The organism is Mycobacterium angelicum (genome assembly GCF_002086155.1).
Taxonomy (GTDB): Bacteria; Actinomycetota; Actinomycetes; order Mycobacteriales; family Mycobacteriaceae; genus Mycobacterium; species Mycobacterium angelicum.
Window position 1 is genome coordinate 33,394 of sequence record NZ_MVHE01000009.1, and the last position, 18,550, is coordinate 51,943.

The 18,550-nt window shown below is 66.1% G+C and carries 18 protein-coding genes; 7 read left to right on the forward strand and 11 right to left on the reverse strand.

The features are described 5' to 3' along the window. Nucleotides 1-30: 30 nt before the first annotated feature. The 3 genes from BST12_RS08675 to BST12_RS08685 all read right to left on the reverse strand — a co-directional run bounded on the left by BST12_RS08675 (nt 31) and on the right by BST12_RS08685 (nt 2,166). Nucleotides 31-300 (reverse strand): hypothetical protein, encoded by a 270-nt coding sequence (locus tag BST12_RS08675; RefSeq protein ID WP_083112704.1) that lies wholly within the window; start codon nt 298-300, stop codon nt 31-33. Nucleotides 301-450: 150 nt separating this feature from the next. Beyond that, a complete protein-coding gene (locus BST12_RS08680; protein ID WP_083112705.1) occupies nt 451-1,884 on the reverse strand; it encodes an amino acid permease in 1,434 nt (477 codons plus the stop codon). A gap of 12 nt (nt 1,885-1,896) precedes the next feature. Then, a complete protein-coding gene (locus BST12_RS08685) occupies nt 1,897-2,166 on the reverse strand; it encodes an EF-Tu/IF-2/RF-3 family GTPase (RefSeq protein WP_083112706.1) in 270 nt (89 codons plus the stop codon). A gap of 56 nt (nt 2,167-2,222) precedes the next feature. Here BST12_RS08685 and BST12_RS08690 point away from each other — a divergent pair, with 56 nt between their 5' ends. Continuing rightward, the gene (locus tag BST12_RS08690) at nt 2,223-2,591 is read left to right on the forward strand and encodes a hypothetical protein (RefSeq protein WP_083112707.1); all 369 of its coding nucleotides are present in this window, start codon (nt 2,223-2,225) and stop codon (nt 2,589-2,591) included. A 32-nt stretch (nt 2,592-2,623) separates the two neighbouring features. Here the strand turns inward: BST12_RS08690 and BST12_RS08695 are convergent, their stop codons facing one another. Continuing rightward, entirely contained in the window at nt 2,624-2,953 is a 330-nt protein-coding gene (locus BST12_RS08695) for a hypothetical protein (RefSeq protein ID WP_245850154.1), read from the reverse strand. A gap of 254 nt (nt 2,954-3,207) precedes the next feature. Here BST12_RS08695 and BST12_RS08700 point away from each other — a divergent pair, with 254 nt between their 5' ends. Continuing rightward, nucleotides 3,208-3,855, forward strand: coding sequence for a response regulator transcription factor (locus BST12_RS08700; protein WP_083112804.1), 648 nt, complete (start codon nt 3,208-3,210; stop codon nt 3,853-3,855). A 37-nt stretch (nt 3,856-3,892) separates the two neighbouring features. Here the strand turns inward: BST12_RS08700 and BST12_RS08705 are convergent, their stop codons facing one another. The 4 genes from BST12_RS08705 to BST12_RS08720 form a co-directional block, all read right to left on the reverse strand. Then, nucleotides 3,893-4,948 (reverse strand): PPE family protein, encoded by a 1,056-nt coding sequence (locus tag BST12_RS08705; RefSeq protein ID WP_276028777.1) that lies wholly within the window; start codon nt 4,946-4,948, stop codon nt 3,893-3,895. 233 nt (nt 4,949-5,181) lie between these two features. Continuing rightward, nucleotides 5,182-6,369 (reverse strand): sensor histidine kinase, encoded by a 1,188-nt coding sequence (locus BST12_RS08710; RefSeq protein ID WP_083112708.1) that lies wholly within the window; start codon nt 6,367-6,369, stop codon nt 5,182-5,184. 194 nt (nt 6,370-6,563) lie between these two features. Continuing rightward, the gene (locus tag BST12_RS08715; protein ID WP_083112709.1) at nt 6,564-7,925 is read right to left on the reverse strand and encodes a hypothetical protein; all 1,362 of its coding nucleotides are present in this window, start codon (nt 7,923-7,925) and stop codon (nt 6,564-6,566) included. Nucleotides 7,926-7,934: 9 nt separating this feature from the next. After that, nucleotides 7,935-8,834: a haloalkane dehalogenase gene (locus tag BST12_RS08720; RefSeq protein WP_139801558.1), complete on the reverse strand. Its 900-nt coding sequence runs from the start codon at nt 8,832-8,834 to the stop codon at nt 7,935-7,937. Nucleotides 8,835-8,925: 91 nt separating this feature from the next. Here BST12_RS08720 and BST12_RS08725 point away from each other — a divergent pair, with 91 nt between their 5' ends. After that, the gene (locus BST12_RS08725) at nt 8,926-9,546 is read left to right on the forward strand and encodes a TetR/AcrR family transcriptional regulator (protein ID WP_083112711.1); all 621 of its coding nucleotides are present in this window, start codon (nt 8,926-8,928) and stop codon (nt 9,544-9,546) included. Here the strand turns inward: BST12_RS08725 and BST12_RS08730 are convergent. Next, nucleotides 9,536-10,543, reverse strand: coding sequence for an NADP-dependent oxidoreductase (locus BST12_RS08730; protein WP_083112712.1), 1,008 nt, complete (start codon nt 10,541-10,543; stop codon nt 9,536-9,538). The genes BST12_RS08725 and BST12_RS08730 overlap by 11 nt on opposite strands. A 54-nt stretch (nt 10,544-10,597) precedes the next feature. Here BST12_RS08730 and BST12_RS08735 point away from each other — a divergent pair, with 54 nt between their 5' ends. The 3 genes from BST12_RS08735 to BST12_RS08750 all read left to right on the forward strand — a co-directional run bounded on the left by BST12_RS08735 (nt 10,598) and on the right by BST12_RS08750 (nt 14,915). Beyond that, nucleotides 10,598-11,443, forward strand: a complete 846-nt coding sequence (locus BST12_RS08735) for a class I SAM-dependent methyltransferase (RefSeq protein WP_083112713.1) — start codon at nt 10,598-10,600, stop codon at nt 11,441-11,443. A 663-nt stretch (nt 11,444-12,106) separates the two neighbouring features. Then, a complete protein-coding gene (locus BST12_RS08745; RefSeq protein ID WP_245850158.1) occupies nt 12,107-13,801 on the forward strand; it encodes an FAD-dependent monooxygenase in 1,695 nt (564 codons plus the stop codon). Between the two features lie 61 nt (nt 13,802-13,862). Next, complete coding sequence (locus BST12_RS08750) at nt 13,863-14,915, forward strand: M48 family metallopeptidase (protein ID WP_083112715.1); 1,053 nt, start codon at nt 13,863-13,865, stop codon at nt 14,913-14,915. A 22-nt stretch (nt 14,916-14,937) separates the two neighbouring features. Here BST12_RS08750 and BST12_RS08755 read toward each other — a convergent pair whose 3' ends face one another. Further along, nucleotides 14,938-15,738 carry a glycoside hydrolase family 16 protein gene (locus BST12_RS08755; protein ID WP_083112716.1) on the reverse strand — a complete coding sequence of 267 codons (801 nt, stop codon included), beginning with the start codon at nt 15,736-15,738 and terminating at the stop codon, nt 14,938-14,940. Nucleotides 15,739-15,841: 103 nt separating this feature from the next. On the opposite strand from BST12_RS08755, the gene BST12_RS08760 reads away from it, so the two are divergent. Next, on the forward strand, nt 15,842-17,350 hold the full coding sequence (locus BST12_RS08760; protein WP_083112717.1) for an FAD-dependent oxidoreductase: 1,509 nt from the start codon (nt 15,842-15,844) through the stop codon (nt 17,348-17,350). Between the two features lie 7 nt (nt 17,351-17,357). On the opposite strand, the gene BST12_RS34195 is transcribed toward BST12_RS08760, so the two are convergent. Next, a complete protein-coding gene (locus BST12_RS34195) occupies nt 17,358-18,533 on the reverse strand; it encodes a PPE family protein (RefSeq protein ID WP_083112718.1) in 1,176 nt (391 codons plus the stop codon). Between the last annotated feature and the right edge of the window lie 17 nt (nt 18,534-18,550).

Here is an 18,550-nt window from a genome sequence, read left to right on the forward strand (position 1 = left end):
CTGGTCCGGACCGATTCCGCCCGCCGTCACTCAAACACGTTCCGAGCCAGGGCCTTTGAGGTAGCGGTTCAGTAACCCGATGGCCGCGACCGCGGCGACCGTACCGATCACGCCCCACAGCACCAATTGGATCGCCAGGGAACCCAGGAACCAGCCAAACGTCATCGAGATGTAGAGCAACCAGATCACCCGGAAGAAGGACCAGGCCGCAACCATGCCACTGCCGATCCCGATCGCCAGGCTGTATTGGCGGTCGACGCGATTGATCTGTTCCTCGATGCTGGAGGGCACGAGCTTCATGTGCGGGCTTCCTTTCCTGTGGCGTCGCCTCGTTGGCGTCGTCGTTGGGTCAAGTACAGAGCCGCCGGCCCGCTACCGATCCCAACAACCACGGCCCGCACGCGAATGGCCGCTCAAAACTATCGCAACACGTTTCGGGAGAAATCCCGCTCAGCTGGGTGAATCGGCAGGGCGGCTCATCTCGGCCTGAAACAGTCGATACTGCTCGGCGCGGCCGGGCCGGCGCCGAACGATCAGCCAACCGGCCGCCAGCACCACGAACCACACCGGGAACCAGGTCAACGCGATCGCGGTCTCGGCTGCCGACAGCAGCGTCCAGAGCACGAACGTGAAGAAAGCCAGCACGGCCCAGCACATCGTGATGCCGCCGGGCATCTTGTACGTCGAGGCGGCGTGGCGCTGCGGATGTCGGCGCCGGTAGGCGAGATAGCTGACGATGATCATGGTCCACACGAACATGAACAGCAGCGCCGAGATGGTCGTCACCAGGGTGAATGCCCCGATGACCGAGCCGCCGGCATAAAGCAGCGGGATCGACATCAGCAGGAGGGGAGCCGTGACGAGCAGGCCGGCCGCCGGCACTCCGCCGCTATTGAGCCGGCGAAAGACCCCGGGTGCGTTGCCCTCGTCGGCCAGGCCGAAAAGCATTCGCCCAGTAGAGAAAATCCCCGAGTTCGCCGAGGATGCCGCCGCTGTCATCACGACGAAGTTGACGATCGACGCGGCGGCGGCAAGCCCGGCCAACGAGAACATCGTCACGAACGGGGACTCACCGCTGGCGAAATGCCGCCACGGCACAACGGCCAGAATGGCCACCAGCGCACCGATATAGAAGATCGCCACCCGCAGCGGGACGGCGTTGATGGCACGGGGGAGGGTTTGTCGCGGATCCAGCGTCTCGGCCGCGGCGGTGCCGACGAGTTCCACGCCGATATAGGCGAAGAAGGCGATCTGGAATCCACTGACCACGCCCATGAATCCAGTCGCGAAGAACCCGCCGTCGTTCCACAGGTTGCCGATCGCCGCGTGGGTGCCCTGCGGCGAAACGAAATTCGTCGAAACCAGGATGGCACCGATGACGATCAAGCCGAGGATCGCGGCGATCTTGATCAGGGCGAACCAGAACTCGATCTCCCCGAAGTAGCGCACGCTGATCAGGTTGACCGCGAGAATCACCCCGACCGTCACCAGCGCGGGCAGCCATTGGGGCAAATCGGGCCACCAGAACCTGGTGTATCCGGTGATCGCGACAAGGTCGGCGATTCCGGTGACGACCCAGGCGAACCAGTACGACCAGCCCATGAAGAAGCCGGCCGCCGGGCCCAATAGGTCGGACACGAAATCGACGAACGACTTGTAGTTCAGGTTCGACAGCAGCAGTTCGCCCATGGCGCGCAGCACGAAGAACACGAAGAACCCGATGACGGCGTACACCACCAGCACCGCTGGGCCGGCCAGCGAGATTGTGCGGCCCGACCCCATGAACAGACCGGTGCCGATGGCACCGCCGATCGCGATCAGTTGGATATGCCGGTTGGCGAGGCCACGATGCAGGTGCGGCCCCGCGGGGGCCTTGGTGTACATGGTTTCGGTCGCCTAGGCCAGAAAGGCGCCCGCGCCGGAAATCACGTCCCCGGCAGCGATATCGCTGCGGCCGAGTTTCTTGAAGAGCAGGCCGACGTTGTCGCCGACGGTCGCGGTGTCCAGTTTCTTGCGGAAAGCCTCGATGGCGTCCACCCGGACGTTCGGCCCGTCGTTGATTCGAACCTCGTCACCGACGTGCAGGTCGCCGTACTCCACCCGGCCGGTGGCCACCGCTCCGCGGTTGCGGATGACGAACACATCTTGGACCGTCATGCGAAACATGCAGCAACGCTACTGGTCCTGCGACAACTGCGAAACTCCAAACTACGCTGACGCACGTGGGCTGGTTCGAGCGAGCGAGGAAAGCCAGTGCGGGCCAGCGGGTCACCCGGTCCGACAAGCGGCAGGCGATGGAAAGCTTCGCCGAACTCACCGCGCTCAACGCCGAGCGGGAACGGCTGATGCGCGAGGGTGTGGTCGCTACCGCAACGATCGTGGGCATCCGCGAGAACGTCGCGACCACCACATTGGGCTGCTGGCACGAGCTGCAGCTGGAGGTGCGGTTGCCCGAACACGAGCCGTATCGGGCCACGCGGCGGGTAGCACTAGAGCTTTCGACGGCGCCCCACATCAGGGTTGGCGCCGAGGTGCCGGTGCGCGTCGATCCGCGCGATCAGTCCAAAGTACTGGTAGTCGCGACGTTGTAATGGCTTGGTATTTCTAGGGTTAACGCGAACTCTTAGACACAACCGCTCACGTCGATGTGCCGACCGACGCTGGCGCATGCGTAGGCGTTGCCGGCCGGAGCCGGCGGGTAGCCGGCCGGCGGGTTTGTGTACTGCTCGACGGTGCCGGCGACATCCGAGCAACCACCGACCGAAACATGGCGGCCGCCCACATTGGCGCAGGCGTCGGCCCGGGCTTGGGCGGGGGCGGCAAGGGCGAGCGCTCCACCAACGACCATCAGCGCCACCACGAACAGTGCAGCGGTGAACCAGGACCGTGGGCGCAGGTCCAACTTGTGCGTCTTGTTCGGGTAGCTGCTCATCGCTGCGCCGTTGTTCTTCATGTCGATTCCCCTATCGCCGTCGATTTAGGTTGCCGCCATTGTTTGACTTACTAACGATTCTCGGGCAGCGCCGACAACTAGTCCCTCGGACCGATGCCCGATTCGGGGGATGAAATTTCCTCCCCCGATTGGGGGAGGAGGCCCGGCCGCCGGTCCGTCGCGGATCCGCAAAGCCTCGGTGACCTTACAATGAGGGCCACCCGCCCGCCCGTCGGCCGGGTCCAGAGCTTTGCTGAGAGCGCTTGGAGCTGACCATGGCCGACCCTGCTGAGCGAGTGACGGTAGTCGTCGCCGACGACCACCCGGTGACACGTCAAGGGGTGGTGCGCGCCCTGAAGTCCAGCGGGCGGGTGGACGTCGTCGCCGAGGTGGCGGACGGCCGCGCGGCGCTGGCCGCCGTCCGGCAATTCCGGCCTGCGGTAGCCCTTCTCGACTACAAGATGCCCGAGTTGGACGGCCTGGCCGTCACGCACGCGATAACCCGCGACGGGTTGCCCACGTACGTGGTGCTGCTGAGCGCCTTCGACGACAGCTCGATCGTGTACAAGGCGCTCGCCGAGGGTGCCTCGGGTTATCTGACCAAGGAATCCGACAGCGACGAGATCGTCAATGCGGTGGTCATCTGCGCCAAGGGCAACACGTATCTGCCCAGTGGCGTTGCCGGCGGGTTGGCCGGTGAGGTCAAGCGGCGGGCCGGGGGAGAGAGGACGCTGTTGACCGAGCGGGAGGCACAGGTGGTGGCGATGATGGCCGACGGGCTGTCGGTCCCGCAGATCGCGTCGCGACTTCACCTGGCTCCCAGCACCGTGAAGACGCATGTGCAGAGCCTGTATGAAAAGCTCGGTGTCTCCGACCGCGGCGCCGCGGTAGCCGAGGCGATGCGCCGCCGCTTGGTGGAATGACCGGTCCGGCAACGATTTTGGCTGCCTCGGCCCCGCGTCAGCCAGCGGCAAACGGCCGCGACATCACGGTGAAACGCAGCCCGTAACGCGGCGCGGTGCTGCCACCGGTCCGCGCCCAGGTCGCCGGCATCGGCACCCCGGGGACTCCCGGCTGCCCTGCCATCACCGCCGGCCCGGCACCCGCCTGGGCAGCGGTCAAGGCCGTGGCGGGCACCGTCGGCGCGACGGCCGCGGCCCAGCCCGGCGGGACGGACATCGCGCCCACCGTGACGGCATGACCCACGCCCGCCGACACCGCCGCGGGCGCACTCAGGCCGGCCAAACCGATCGCGCCGAGCCCGGCGCCGGCCACCGATTCCGCCGCCTCCGCCCCGGCGGCAGCGGCGCCGCCGGCAAGCGAAACCAGCGAATTGATGGTTCCCACACAGGCACTGGTGATCGAGGTGGGCAAGGCCATGATGGTGGCGAAGTCGGAGACGAAATTCATCAGGTCATACACCGGATGTTCAGGCAGCGACGACGCCAGCCCCCGCAGCGTATGCGGTAGCGCGGCGATCCCGCGCTGGCCGGCTGCCACGGCCGCGGCGCTGTGGGCAACCGGCCCGGTGCCGCGAATGATGGGCGGGGGCGCGGTGAACGGTGTCAGTGTCGTCGCGGCCGCCGATGCGCTGGCATAGCCGCACATGGCGGCGGCATCCTGGGCCCACATCTCGGCGTACAGGGCATCCGTGGCCGCAATCGCCGGGCTGTTTTGACCGATGAAATTGGTTGCGATCAGCGTCATCAACTGGGCGCGGTTGGCCGCGATCGCCGCCGGGGGCACCATCGCTGCGAATGCCGTCTCATACGCGGCGGCGGCGGCGCCGGCCTGGGCGTGTGCCTGCGCCGCCTGGCTTGCGGTGGCGCTGATCCACTCCGCATGGGCGCCGGCCGCGGCCGCCATCGATATCGACGCGGCGCCCAACCACGGTCCTGCGGTCAGGCCGGAGATCACCGAGGTATATGAGGCGGCCACCGAACGCAATCCGGCGGACAGGTCCTCCCATGCCGCGGCAGCCGCCCGCAGGGACGCCGACCCCGGGCCGAAATACATTCGGCCCGAGTTGACTTCCGGTGGTAGTGCTGCGAAATTCAGGGACACCGCATACTCCCCTCGGAACGGGCCGACGCTGTGGGTACGGATTCACCGCGCTGTGATGGAGCCCACGCATCTACGGTGACGCGCTGCTGCAGCGGTTCCTATCGGTCGACCGGCCAGACAGCGGATGACCGCGGGCCCCCCGATCGATGGAGGCCGGCTCCCCAATTCGGACGGACCGGTTGCGCTCAGTAGCGCAGCGGCAACGAGATGCGGACGTGTGTCCCGACCGGTTCATCGACGAGGGTTAGCGTGCCGTCGGCGGCTTCCACCCGCGCCCGGTGCGACGCAAGGCCGATGTGTCCCTGTGCCAGACGGCGTGTCGCAACGTCGCCCAATATCCCGATCCCGTCGTCTGCCACGTCGATATGAGCCACGCCGTCAATGACTTTCAGTGTTACCGACGCGCTGCTGGCCCGCGAATGACGGGTTACGTTCGACAACAATTCGCGAATCACGCCGAACACGATGGGGTCGATGGCGTTGGTGGCGGGGTAGTCGACGTCAGCGGTGATGGATATGCCGGAGCGGGCGGCGGTCACCGAAACCAGCTTTTCCACCCCGGCGGCCAAGCCGACCTGGTCGAGTACGGCCGGATGTAGTTCAAAGGTCGCCTCACGCAGTAGCCGCGACGCGTCATGCAGGCTGGCCAAGGCATCCTGTAACGGCGCATCCGGGGACACCTTCATGAAGTCGGCGATGTCGCGACGGGCGGCCAGTACGTCCTGCAGCGGTCCGTCATGGATGGCTTCGGAGATCTGCCGGCGCTCCAGCTCCGAGGCGGTCATCGTCTCGGCGAGCAACGCTTCGCGGGAGGTCGTCAGCTGCGCCATCTCGTCGACATGCCGCCGCCGGAAGAACACCACCAATAACGCTGTGCTGCAAACGAATCCGTACATCAACACGATCAGCGCAATGGCCGCCGGGCCCAGGCGCGGCGCGATCACCGGGTCTTGAATCACCGACGCCGCGAACACGGCGATGCTGCACGCCAGCACGATAGCCACCAGTCGCAATGACAACTCGACCGCCACCATCCGCGGCAGCAGCGCCATCACCAGCAGCGGGATGTATCCACCCGGCGACAGCAGCTTGAAGCCGAACACCGCACCCACGTCGACCAACGCGAAAAGCAATATCAACTTCTCGCTGGCGATCGGCGGACGTTTCGCGGTGAACGCGAGGATCAGCGCGCAAACCGTCACCGCCGCATAGGCGCCGAGCAAAGTGAGCTGCCCGGGCCATCGGGTCGAGTTGGTGTCGAGCAGCATCGCCAGCAGCATGATGCAGAAGACGCCGACCCGCATCAAAGCGCCGGCCTGCAACGACCGCAACCGCTGTTTACGCAAGACCTGCTCGACATCTGTGCTTCTCATCGTTCACCTAACCTGCGGCGGCGTCGGCTGCGTCGTTCAGAGCACACTATCGACTGCCCGCCAGGGGTTTACCGGCGACGGCCCGTGCTCCATGCGCGAATGTAGATCGTTTACGCCTGAATAGGATCCGGCGATTGGCAGGCCAAAGGGTGGAACCACCCTCCTCCGAACGGAGGATCGGGGGGAAGTGCCGATCAGATTACGCTGACGCGCGCGAGGTTGGACAGCGTCGGGTAGTACACATCGCGACCCCAGCCCACCGCGGGGAAGACCACTCCCTGGAAGAGGCTCGGAACCTGGGCGCGGGCGCGTTCCCGCCCGGTTTCGATATCGAGCACCACGACATGATCCGCGCTGCGCCGGGCACCCGCCGCACGCACGCGCCGGCTGCTCAGCAGTGGCCCGGCGTGCATGGCCAGGCGGCGCAGGCGAGCGTCGCGCAGCCTGGGCAGCGTTGTGTGGAAGTCGTTGATCACGACCTCGCCGGTGTCGGGGAAGCGCACCATGTGGCTGGCCGTGGCAAGGCGGTGCTGCCACAGGGGTTGCAAACCCTCGTCGTCGAGGCGCCAGGCGGATAGGACGCCGTTGGCCGAGTCGTATCCCAGCGCGATGCGGCGCTGCGGGTCGTACAGCGGCGGATTGGTCACCGCGCCGCGCGCCGCACCGCACACCTCGGTGAGCTGGTAATCGGTTGCTTCCGTGAGTGATACGCGTACCAGCTGGTTGGCACCGGGCGCGACGCCGGCGTCGAGCATCGAGTGGGTGTAGGTGTGTTCGCCATTGGTGAGGAACCACAGCTGGCCGCCGTCGACGACCGGATCCCAACCGTAGCTCTGATCGGCCCTGCCGCCGTAGCGCAGCATCCAGCCGTCGTCGCGCTCGAGTCGCTGCGCCGCGGGATCCCAGACGTAGCGGTACACCGCGGTTACACCGACGACGTAGATCGCCTGGCCGTCGCTGGACAGCCGTGCGATCGTGCGCTCGGGCAGCTCGATCTCGGCGCAATGTGGTTGCAGCCGTTCAGGTTCCAGCAGCGTCAGTCGCGCCCGGCGGGTATCGCCATGACGGTCGAAATCCTTTGTGGCGATGGTCCCGTCGGCGAGGATGACGAAAGAATTGTAGGGCCGCGGCTGGGGCAGCTCGCGGCGGGCGATCACCGAGCAGTCCGGCGCCAAGCGATGGCACCAGCGGCCGAAAACCGTATACAGCGATCCGTTGGCGTGCGCCGCGAGCCCGCCCGGCCAGAACGGCCCGGCGGCCAGGTCGGGTGAACGCTGCAGTGGCCGCAGCGTCTCGGGGTCAATGCGCTCAACCCATCCGGTCGACGGGCTGCCCAGCCGCGGGCCCAGGGTGTGCCGCAGCACGTATACCTCGCCGGGATCGCGCAGCACCACCATCGTGACTGCAAAGGCGTCGCGACTTACCACCTCGAGACGCTCGCCTTCGGCGATGCCGAGCCCGGGTTTACCGCAGGGCGCCTGGGCGCGGCGTGGGCCGCCGTCCTCACCCGGCCACGGACTCGCCCAGTACCCCGCCAGGGCACCGTCGCGGCTCATCGGCCCGGGCTAGACCTTCGCCAGTAGCGAAAGCAGTTCTGCGGCAAGTTGTTCGCCGCGGTCCTCCTGCACGAAGTGCGCGGCGCCCTCAATCCTTACCTGCTCGCCCGCGGACGGAATCAAATCGCAGAAGTTTTGTCCCGACTTAGGGTAGGGAAAGACAGGGTCGGTGTCGGAGAACGCAATCAGGGCCGGCTTGTTCCACCGCGACAGTGCATCCGAGACGGCCAGCATTTCGGTGACGCCGGGGGAGTCCTCACTGATCGGTACCAGCAATGGAAATTGCGCGGCACCCGCCTTTGACTCAGCGGTGGGAAATGGTGCTTCGTAGGCGGCTATGACTTCGGCGGAAAGCTGGGTTGTCGTGGCGCTCTGGATAACCATGCCGACGGGTAGATCGGGGTTCTTTTCGGCGAAGTCGCGCCAAGCCATAAACCCCTTCGACACTCGCCCGGTGAAGATGCCGGTATTCAAAATCATCAGCGCCTCAACACGATCGGCGTTTTCCATCGCCCAGCGCAACCCGATCGGGCCGCCCCAGTCCTGCACGACAACGGCCGCGTCATGCAATTCGAGCGACCCCAGCACCTTGGCGACGATTTCGCTGTGCCGGTCGTAGGTGTACCAGCGGCGGTCAGTGGGCTTGTCGGAGCGGCCGAACCCGGCGTAGTCGGGAACGATGACGCGGTGCCCGGCCTCCACCAGCTGCGGCAGCATCTTGCGGTAGAGGTAAGCCCACGTCGGCTCGCCGTGGAAACACACCACCGGCGACCCGTCGCGTGGGCCTTCGTCCAGATAGTGCAGCCGCAACCCGTCCACCTCGACGTAGTGCGGCGCGAAGTCGTATCCCGGAAGCTGCTCGAAACGCGAATCGGGTGTGCGGAAGACCTCCGGGGCGGTGGAACTCATTGCTGCCATCTCCAATTCACTCGGCGCCGACGATGCTGCACAACGTAACGGATTTTTGACCGACCAGTCAACTATCGGATAGGCTGCGCCAGTGCCTCGGACCTCCACCGCTCGGGATCGCATCGTGTCGACCGCGGCACGGCTGTTCCTCGAGCGCAGTTACCACGATGTGGGCGTGGAGGAACTGTGTGCGGCGGCCGACGTCCGCAAGGGCAGCTTCTATCACTACTTCGCCTCTAAGGCCGAACTCGCAAAAGCGGTCATCGACCTGCACTTAGAGGTGTTTCAAACAGAGCTGGCCGGCCAAGCGGGAGTCACCCCCGCCACCCCTGCGGACCGGCTCGCGGCCGTCCCGGACGCGATCGCGGCGATTCAGACCGCGTTGCACGCGCAGTTCGGACGCTTTGTGGGCTGCCCATTCGGCAACCTGGCCGCTGAGCTGTCGACCACCGACGAGGCGGTGCGCGTCCACCTCGCGGCGCGGCTGGCCACGCTGGAAGGGCAGCTGGCCAAGGTTTGCCGGCAAGCTGCCGAACAACACATGCTGCGCGAGGGGGTCGACCCCGACCAGCTGGCCCACGCCCTGTTCGCGCATTACCAGGGCTTGATCCTGCTCGCCAAGCTGCACGGATCGACCGTGTCGACCCTGGGACCCGCGCTGCACGACTTCGTCGACGGCTACCTGGCCGAGGAGTTCAAGGCTAGAGCTTGACCATGAGCTTGCCGACGTTCTTGCCGTCGAACAGCATGTTGATCGCCGTCGGCAGCTGCTCGAAGCCCTCCACCACGGTTTCCAGCGGCCTCAGTTCGCCCTTGCTGATCAAACCGGCGATTTCGCCGATCGCCTCCGGCGCGCGGTCGAAGTGGTCCAGGACAATGAAGCCCTGCACCCGCGCCCGCTGAATCAGCAGATTGCCGAATGCGCGTGGTCCCGGCGGCGGGTCTGCGTCGTTGTAGCCGGAGATCATGCCGCACAGCGCCACCCGTGCCCGGATGTTGAGCCGGGCGAAGATCGCATCCATGATGTCGCCACCGACATTCTCGAAATCGACGTCGATGCCGTTGGGTGTCGCCGCGGCCAGCTGGGCGGCCCAGTCGTCGGCACGGTGGTCGACGGCGGCGTCGAACCCCAGTTGGTCGGTGAGCAGCGCGCACTTCTCCGGGCCTCCGGCAATCCCGACCACCCGGGCGCCGTCGGCCTTGGCGAGCTGTCCGGCCACCGAGCCGACGGCGCCGGCGGCCGCCGAGACGACGACCGTCTCGCCCGGTTGCGGCTTGCCGATGTCGCGGATGCCGATCCATGCCGTCAACCCGGTCATCCCGAGCGCACCCATGTAGGCGCTGGGTGAGACACCCTCGGCGACATCGACCGGGAATAGCGGCATTGCATCCGAGGCGACCGCGTACTCCCGCCAGCCGACCAGGCCCTGCACCGTTTGCCCGACAACGTAGTTGGGGTTCTTGGAGGCAATCACCTCGCCGAGCCCCCCTGCGCGCATCACCTCGCCGATGCCCACCGGCGGCAGATACGTCGGCGTGTCATTGATCCATGCGCGGTTGGTCGGGTCGAGCGAGATCCAGTCGATGCGTACCAACGCCTCCCCGTCGCCGATGTCCGGGATCGCGGCCTCGCTGAGTTCGAAGGTTTCCGGACCGATGCGTCCGGTGGGCCGTTCGCGAAGCAGGAAGCGGCGGTTTTTCTCAGGCATGACCGCACCGTACCGAACCCTGAGTTACCTGCACAGTGGTGCTATAACGCAGGTATGTCAGACCCTGGGCACGTCATCAGCCATGTTTCGGATACGGCTCGATGGACAGCACTGCATCGCGCCACCGAATCGGCCCGCCGCGATGCGTTGTTCAGCGATCCACTCGCCGGGCGTCTCGCGGGTGAGCACGGCCACGCCATCGTCGCCCAGGTTCCGCGCACCACCCGTAACGGTTGGTGGCTCGTCGCGCGCACCAAGATCATCGATGACACCATCGCCGAAGCGATCGCCGGCGGCTGTGACCGCGTACTGAATCTGGCCGCCGGCCTGGACACCCGGCCGTATCGCCTGAATCTTCCCGCTGACCTGCGGTGGGTGGAGGCCGATCTGCCGGCGCTGCTCGCCGAAAAAGAACAGGCACTTGCCGACCAGACACCGCGCTGCCAATTGACCCGTACCGCAGTCGATCTGGCCGATTCAAACGCCCGCGCGGCGTTCTTCGACCAAGCCCTCGCCGGCGCGACCAAAGCGCTGGTACTGACCGAAGGTCTGCTGATGTACCTCGACGACAGTGACGTCGTCGCACTCTCAACGGCGATCAAACAACCCACCGTCGCCTGGTGGATGCTTGATCTCGCCGGGCCGGGCCTTAAGAAGATGATGAACAAAAAGATGGCCGGCATGCTGCAGAATGCGCCGTTCAAGTTCGCCCCTGAGAGCGGGCTGGCATTCTTCGAAGAACTCGGCTGGCAAATCGCCGAGGCCGAATCGTTGCTGGCGGCCGCACGCCGGTTTCGGCGCCTTCCGTTATCAATGCGCGCCGTTGCGTGGCTGCCTGACGCCGATCCGCGCGACCCCGGCCGCCGGCCGTGGAGTGCCGTCGCGCTACTCACTCAGTAAGAGCCGAAATACGGTCGCCGCCAAGGCGAAAAGATCGGAAATAAGCCGCAAAGCTCGCTACGGCGGCGTCAATATAAGCCACTAGAGCTCTCGCACCCGCGGCTTTTACCGCATACGCGATGCGGATAAGGGCCAGATTTCAAATTCACGGCTAATTCTCATCTTTAGACACGGTTTGGTCACAGGTTTGCTGGGCATCCTACGTTTACAAAGCCGAGAACATCTGGTCGTGTGGCCTTGCGCAGCAGTGCGGCTGAGTTGGGTAGTGCGAGAGGAGATGAGAGTCGTGGCAAATGCATCAGGGGCGACGGTAATTGTCCTCCAATCCCACCCGCTCTGGATCGCCGCACAAAAACGTGAAGAACAGCTACGCGACGAGATGAGTCGCCATCCGGCCTTTCTCGGCCGGCAACGCGCTTTGGCCATGGGCGCCGACCTCGCTGCTGGTCACCGCAGCTTGAGGGCGTGCCCGGGCGACACTCCCGCCTGACTTTCCTTAACGAGCGACACCGCCGCGTCCCAGCGACGCGGCGGTGTGGCTATTTCTCAGACTCCACCGCCCACTATTGCGCTCAGCGCCTTAAAAGTACTACAGTCGTTGTAGTAACAATTCATCAATTGCCGAATTTCTTCTGAAGGGGCTGGTCGGCGATGGACGAGGGATTGACTGCAGCACTTATCGTCGGAGCGGGGCCGACGGGGCTGACGCTGGCAAACGAGCTGACGCGCCACGGCGTCGCGGTGCGGATCATCGATCGCGAACTCGCGCCGCTGACGACGTCGCGGGCGCTCGTGGTGCAGCCGCGGACCCTGGAGATCTTCGACGACATCGGGGTAGTCGACGAGGCACTTGCAGCGGGCAATCCCGCCACGTCGCTGACGATCGCATTCCGCAACAAGAAGGTGGAACTCGACCTGGCCGGGATGTTAACCGGGCCGCAGAACTACACGTCATATCCAGCGTTGCGCACCCTCTCACAGCACGACACCGAGCGGATCCTCACCGAGTCGCTGTCCAAGCGGGGCGTCGCGATCGAGCGGGGCCTGGCACTGATCGATTTGACGCAGAACGGCGACACCGTGGCGGCGTCGCTGCGCGCAGCGGACGGGTCGATCGAAACGCTGCGCTGCCGGTGGGTCATCGGCTGCGACGGCGCCCACAGCGCCGTGCGCAAAGCGGCCGGTATCGCGTTCACCGGTTCGACATATCGTGACGAGTTCATCATGGCCGACGCCGAAGTCGAATGGCGGCTACCGCACGGCGGCCTGTACGGATTCCCCAGCGCGGCAGGCATTTTCGCCGCGTTCTCGATGGCGGGGGAGAACCGTTACCGCATCTTCGGCAACGTCCCGTTGGGACCGCAGGGACCGGGCGCCGAGTACAGCGAACCCACTCACGAAGAATTCCAGGCAATGCTCGACGAGCGCGTGCCCTTCCCCGCCAAGATCATCAAGGCCAACTGGGTCTCGCGCTACCGGGTGCACAGCCGTGTCGTTCCCGTCTACCGCAAGGGCGGCGTCTTCCTGGTCGGCGACGCCGCCCATGTGCACAGCCCCGCCGGGGCCCAAGGAATGAACACCGGCATCCAGGATGCGTACAACTTGGCCTGGAAGCTGGCTCTGGTGCAGCGCGGGATCAGCGACGACTCGCTGCTCGACAGCTACGCGGCCGAGCGTCATCCGGTGGGCATTCAATTACTCAGGACCACCGACCGGCTTTTCTCAGCTTTCGTCGGCCACAACCCGCTGTCCAAGATCGCCCGCGGCTGGCTGGGCCCGCTGGTGGCCAGCCAGCTGCTGGCTCGGCCGTGGTTCCGCCGGTGGTTCGTTGGTCTGCTGGCGCAGTTGCGGCTGCGCTATCCGAACAGTCCGCTCAACGCCCAGGAGGGCGGCAGCTGGTCGGATGCCCCGGCACCGGGCGACCGGGCCCGCGAAGCCGACGTGCTGGTCGGTCGTCAGCCGCAACGGCTTTACCGGACGTTGCGCGGCACGCACCACACGGTCTTGCTCTTCACCAGGCTCGACGAGCAGGCGCGCCCGGCCGTGGAACTCTGCCGGATCGCCGAACAGATCGAGCAGGCCTACCCGGGACTGGTAAGGGCTCGCGTGATCACCGCGGAACGTTTCGCCGACCACCCCATGGCGCTCGGCGATCCGATGCGCTCGGCGCACCGCCAATACGGCGTCGAGTCGGCATGCGCGTTCGTCATCCGGCCCGACGCACACATCGGCTATCGCGGCAAGACGGTCCGCGGCAAGACGGTCCCCGGCGTCGACGTCGATCGGCTGCTGGCCGACCTGGCTGCCCGGCTGCCTGGCGCGGGCGCCCTGTCGCCCGTCGGCTCCCCCGGTCGCTAAGGCCAAGGGTTCGCCCGCGCTCGTATCCTCGAGGTCAGCGACACCGAGGGGAGAGCGCGCCATGTCTGAGGCACCCGCCACCACGCGCACGAGGTTTCCGGGGATCAGTTCCCGCGCGTGGGAACACCCCGCCGATCGGACCGCCCTTTCCGCGCTGCGCCGGCTGCGGGGTTTCGACCAAGTCCTCAAGCTCATGTCGGGAATGCTGCGGGAACGTCAGCACCGGCTGCTGTATCTGGCCAGTGCGGCGCGCGTGGGTCCGCGCCAGTTCGCCGACCTCGACGCCTTACTCGACGAGTGCGTCCACATATTGGACGCGCCGGAAAAGCCCGAGCTCTTCGTTACCCAGTCGTCGGAAGCCAACGCCTACACCCTTGGGATGGAGCAGCCGTTCATCGTCGTCACCTCCGGGCTGTATGAACTGATGAGCCACGACGAGATGCGCTTTGTGGTGGGCCATGAGCTCGGTCACGCGCTGTCTGGTCACGCGGTCTATCGCACGATGATGATGCATCTGATGCGGCTGGCGCGGTCATTCGGCTTCTTGCCGGTGGGCGGCTGGGCGCTGCGGGCAATAGTCGCGGCGCTGCTGGAATGGCAGCGCAAATCGGAGTTGTCCGGGGACCGCGCCGGACTGCTGTGCGGCCAGGATGTGGACGCCGCGATCCGGGTGGAGATGAAGCTTGCCGGTGGCAACCGGCTGGACAAGCTGGACTCGGAAGCCTTCCTGGCCCAGGCCCGCGAATACGAGAAATCCGGCGACATGCGCGACGGCGTGCTCAAGCTGCTCAACCTGGAGCTGCAAACGCACCCGTTTTCAGTGCTGCGCGCCGCCGCGCTGACCCAGTGGGTGGACGACGGCGGCGGCTACGGCAAGGTGATGTCCGGCGACTACCCACGCCGGGCTGACGACGACAAAACGTCATTTTCCGACGACCTCGGCGATGCCGCCAGGCATTACCGAGACGGCTTCGACCAATCCGATGACCCGTTGATCAGAGGGATTCGCGACGGTCTGGGCGGCATCGTCGACGGCGTGGGACGGGCGGCTACCAGCGCGGCAGATTCGTTGGGCCGCAAGCTCAATGAGTGGCGCAACCCGCGGCATGACTAGCCGCCGGGCCGGAACCGTGTGGCTACCAGACGCGCACCCAGTCGACCAGCATCTGCGCGGGATAGGTTCCCGGGCCGGGGTCCCCGCCGCCGGAACCGGCAACCGCCAAGTTCAGGATCGGAAACAGCTGGTAGCCAGGGTTGTTGAAGGGCCAATCGGCCAGTGAGTTCGCCGCGACAGTGAAGTACGGCTGCGCGCCGTCGCTGTAGTCCTGCCAGAAGCGCATCCCGGCCTCATCCCACTGAACTCGCCAGGTATGCCAGGCACTGTCCAGCGCGAGATTGTGCGTCTTCCATTCCGAGCCGTTGGATTTCGCGTGCACGGTGGTCGCCGCGGGCCACTTGCCGTTGCCGTACCACTCGAGTATGTCGATTTCACCCTGGGCATCACTGGACAGCCACCAGGCGGGCCAGCATCCGGCCGTCAGACAGTCGAGCTTGATCCGGGCTTCCCAGGTGTGGCCGATGCCGCCTTGCCAGGGGCTGAAAATCTTGCCGCCGTAGTAGGTGTTTCCGTCCTTGGCGGCCCGAATTACCAGGTTGGAGTTGCCGTCGAGGAACACGTTCTGCCGATCGTCCCGATACTGGCCGACGTGCTCGGGCAACTCCCAATACGTCGGGTCCTTGATCGTTTCGCGGGCCTTGGACACCGTCCACTTCGACGGATCGGGGGCCGAACCAGCCGGCCCGTCGAACTCGTCATGAAAGAGGTAGTTTCCGGGCTGGCCATTGGGCACAGCACGGGCTTCCGGGATCGGAGCCGCGGCTGCCACCAGGCCGATACCCGCCATCAACAACATGCTGCGACGATCCATCTGGGGCATAAGCACCGCACCCTAGCAGCCAGGGCGGCTGTGCTGAAACCGCGAACTGCGTCACAGGCCGGCGGCCGTTTCCCAGAGCCGTTACCGGGGTACCAGCCCAGCCGTGACCTCTTTATGGCTTGCCAATCGCGCCGAACCGTCCTGGACCGCAAGCACCCTCGATGACGGTCCGCGCTCCGCCGACGTCATCGTGGTGGGCGCGGGCATCACCGGCCTGATGACCGCGGTCCTATTGGCCCGCACCGGCAAGGACGTCCTGGTGCTCGAAGCGCGCACGGTCGGCGCCTGCGCAACCGGCAACACCACAGCGAAGATCAGCCTGTTGCAGGGCACCCACCTCTCCAAGATCGTGGCCAAGCACGGCAAAGATGCGGCACGGCATTACGTAGCCGGAAACCGGGAGGGCATGGAGTGGGTGCTTAAGCACTGCGACACCCACGGAATAGCGGTGCAACGCGAAGATGCCTACACCTACGCACAGTCGGCCAAGGGAGTTCCCTCCGCGCGTGCCGAACTGGCTGCGGGCAAGGTGGCAGGGCTGCCCGTCGAATGGGATGACGACGCCGGTGTGCCGTTTCCGTATCACGGCGGCGTGCGCCTGGCCGACCAGGCGCAGTTCGACCCGATGCCATTTTTGGACTCGCTTGCCGTCGAACTGCTCGGGCGCGGGGGACGGCTGGTCGAACACGCGAGGGTACGAAGTGTGTCCAGCCGCGGCGGCGGGGTACGCGCGCGCGTCAACGACGAAGCGCAGCGCGACGTCGAAGTCGAGGCCCGGCAGTTGGTTCTCGCTACGGGCGTCCCGATTCTGGACCGCGGCGGATACTTCGCCCGAGTGAAGCCCAGCCGGTCGTATTGCTTCGCTTTCAAGGTGCCCGGCAACATCACCCGGCCGATGATGATCTCCAGCGATTCGCCGACGCGCTCGGTGCGTTACGCACCGGCCGCCGACGGTGAGCGGCTGCTGGTCGGCGGCGCCGGCCACACCGTAGGTCGTAACAAGAGCCCGTCCAAGGACCTCGAGGAACTGTCCGCGTGGGCGCGAAAGCATTACCCCGGCGCGGTTCAAACCCATTTCTGGTCGGCACAGGACTACACCCCGATCGACGACCTACCCTACGTTGGCCCCATTCTGCCCCGCACCGAAAGCATCTATGTGGCAACAGGTTTCAACAAGTGGGGGATGACGAACGGCCCGGCGGCGGCGTTGGCGCTGTCGAGTCGCATCCTCGGCGGCCGAATGGACTGGGCCCACGCATTCGCCAGCTGGAGCCCACACGAGCTCTCCGGGCTGCCGACGGCCTTGCAGGCCAATCTGGAAGTCGGCTTCGACCTGGCCAAGGGCTGGATCACTCCGGTGACGCGCACGATGAGTCGCAGTCCCGGCGAGGACGAGGGCGGTGTTGTCAGCGGACCGCCATGGCATCTAGAAGCCAGGAGCCGGGTCAACGGCACCGAGCACCGGGTGTCGCCGGTATGCCCACACCTGGGCGGCATCGTGAACTGGAATGACGCCGACCAGGCATGGGAGTGCCCGCTGCACGGATCGCGGTTCGCGCCGGACGGCACGCTGTTAGAAGGGCCCGCCACCCGCGATTTGACCGCGTCCTGACGCTTACTTAGCCCGCTGCCGGCGGCCTCGTCATGAACGTCAGCCGGAAACCGTATGACGGGAGCTTGCGGCCCCGTCCAGCATTGACGAACTGCCCGAACGGCGGGGCCGCCGGCACCCCGTTGGTGGCGCCTTCCGCCGCGGCCGGAATCGCGGTGGTGTTGGCGAGAGCAGTCACTCCCGGGTTGGTGGTGGCGCTCACCGTCCAGCTTGCGGGCACCGACAACCCACCGAGCGGAACCGCCCTGCCGACTCCCGCCGCCACGCCGCCGACGCTGCCGGAGAGCTTGGCCGACCCTGCGGCCTGCGCCGCGCCTTCGACCGCCTTGGCCGCCGGAGCAAGGTCGCCCATGAACTTGGAGATGGCGGTGCTACCGCTGCCGACCTGACCGAAGGCCTGCCCGGACTGAAACACCGCCTGAATCGGCGCGACGTAGGGCGAAATGTACTTGCTGTACAGCGGGACCAGGTCGTCCAACGGCGTGTTGGCCACCAACCACTGGTCGATCGCCTTGCCGTTGATGGGCGCCGACAGTGTCTTGAGCACATCGGCGACCCGGGAGTTGATCGGGTTGGCCATATTCATGATGTTCGTGTAGCCGTTGTTGTACTGGGACTTCAACACCGCGATGGTCTGGTCGACCAGGCCATATTGGTTCACTACTTCGGCCGGCTCGGGCAGCTCCGCCAACTGGCTCGCCGCCGCCGAGCTGCCGGCATAGTTGTACATCGCCCCGGCATCCTGAGCCCAGAATTCGAAGTACTGGGCCTCGGCTGCCGCGATCGCCGGGGTGTTCTGCCCGAAGAGGTTGGTCGCAACCAACGCCGCCAGCAGCGCGCGGTTGGCCGCGATCACCGGCGGCGGGACGGTGGCCGCGAACGCCGCCTCGTAGGCAGTCGCAGCCGCGCTCGCCTGGTCGGCGGCCTCCGCGGCCTCCACGGCGCTGCTGTCCAGCCAGGCGATGAATGGACTCACGGCCGCAACCAGTGCGGCCGACGCCGGCCCCAGCCAGGGACCGCTGGTCAGTCCTTCGATGACCGACCGATGACCCGCCGCGGCAGCTTGAAAGTCATCCGCCAGTCCACTCCATGCGGCGGCGGCGGCCAGCAACGGACCCGCGCCCGGACCGGTGTATATGCGCCCAGAGTTGATCTCGGGCGGCAACAAGCCGTAGTCAACCATCGCTGCTAATCCGGCGG

Coding starts and splice junctions, on each gene's coding strand:
- BST12_RS08720 (WP_139801558.1), bottom strand. CDS start 8,834: ATGAGTTCCACCGCCCCGGAGGTCTTCCGCACACCCGATTCGCGTTTC.
- BST12_RS08695 (WP_245850154.1), bottom strand. CDS start 2,953: ATGAAGAACAACGGCGCAGCGATGAGCAGCTACCCGAACAAGACGCAC.
- BST12_RS08715 (WP_083112709.1), bottom strand. CDS start 7,925: ATGAGCCGCGACGGTGCCCTGGCGGGGTACTGGGCGAGTCCGTGGCCG.
- BST12_RS08685 (WP_083112706.1), bottom strand. CDS start 2,166: ATGTTTCGCATGACGGTCCAAGATGTGTTCGTCATCCGCAACCGCGGA.
- BST12_RS08750 (WP_083112715.1), top strand. CDS start 13,863: ATGTCTGAGGCACCCGCCACCACGCGCACGAGGTTTCCGGGGATCAGT.
- BST12_RS08675 (WP_083112704.1), bottom strand. CDS start 300: ATGAAGCTCGTGCCCTCCAGCATCGAGGAACAGATCAATCGCGTCGAC.
- BST12_RS08705 (WP_276028777.1), bottom strand. CDS start 4,948: ATGTATTTCGGCCCGGGGTCGGCGTCCCTGCGGGCGGCTGCCGCGGCA.
- BST12_RS08735 (WP_083112713.1), top strand. CDS start 10,598: ATGTCAGACCCTGGGCACGTCATCAGCCATGTTTCGGATACGGCTCGA.
- BST12_RS34195 (WP_083112718.1), bottom strand. CDS start 18,533: ATGGTTGACTACGGCTTGTTGCCGCCCGAGATCAACTCTGGGCGCATA.
- BST12_RS08730 (WP_083112712.1), bottom strand. CDS start 10,543: ATGCCTGAGAAAAACCGCCGCTTCCTGCTTCGCGAACGGCCCACCGGA.
- BST12_RS08700 (WP_083112804.1), top strand. CDS start 3,208: ATGGCCGACCCTGCTGAGCGAGTGACGGTAGTCGTCGCCGACGACCAC.
- BST12_RS08680 (WP_083112705.1), bottom strand. CDS start 1,884: ATGTACACCAAGGCCCCCGCGGGGCCGCACCTGCATCGTGGCCTCGCC.
- BST12_RS08710 (WP_083112708.1), bottom strand. CDS start 6,369: ATGAGAAGCACAGATGTCGAGCAGGTCTTGCGTAAACAGCGGTTGCGG.
- BST12_RS08755 (WP_083112716.1), bottom strand. CDS start 15,738: ATGCCCCAGATGGATCGTCGCAGCATGTTGTTGATGGCGGGTATCGGC.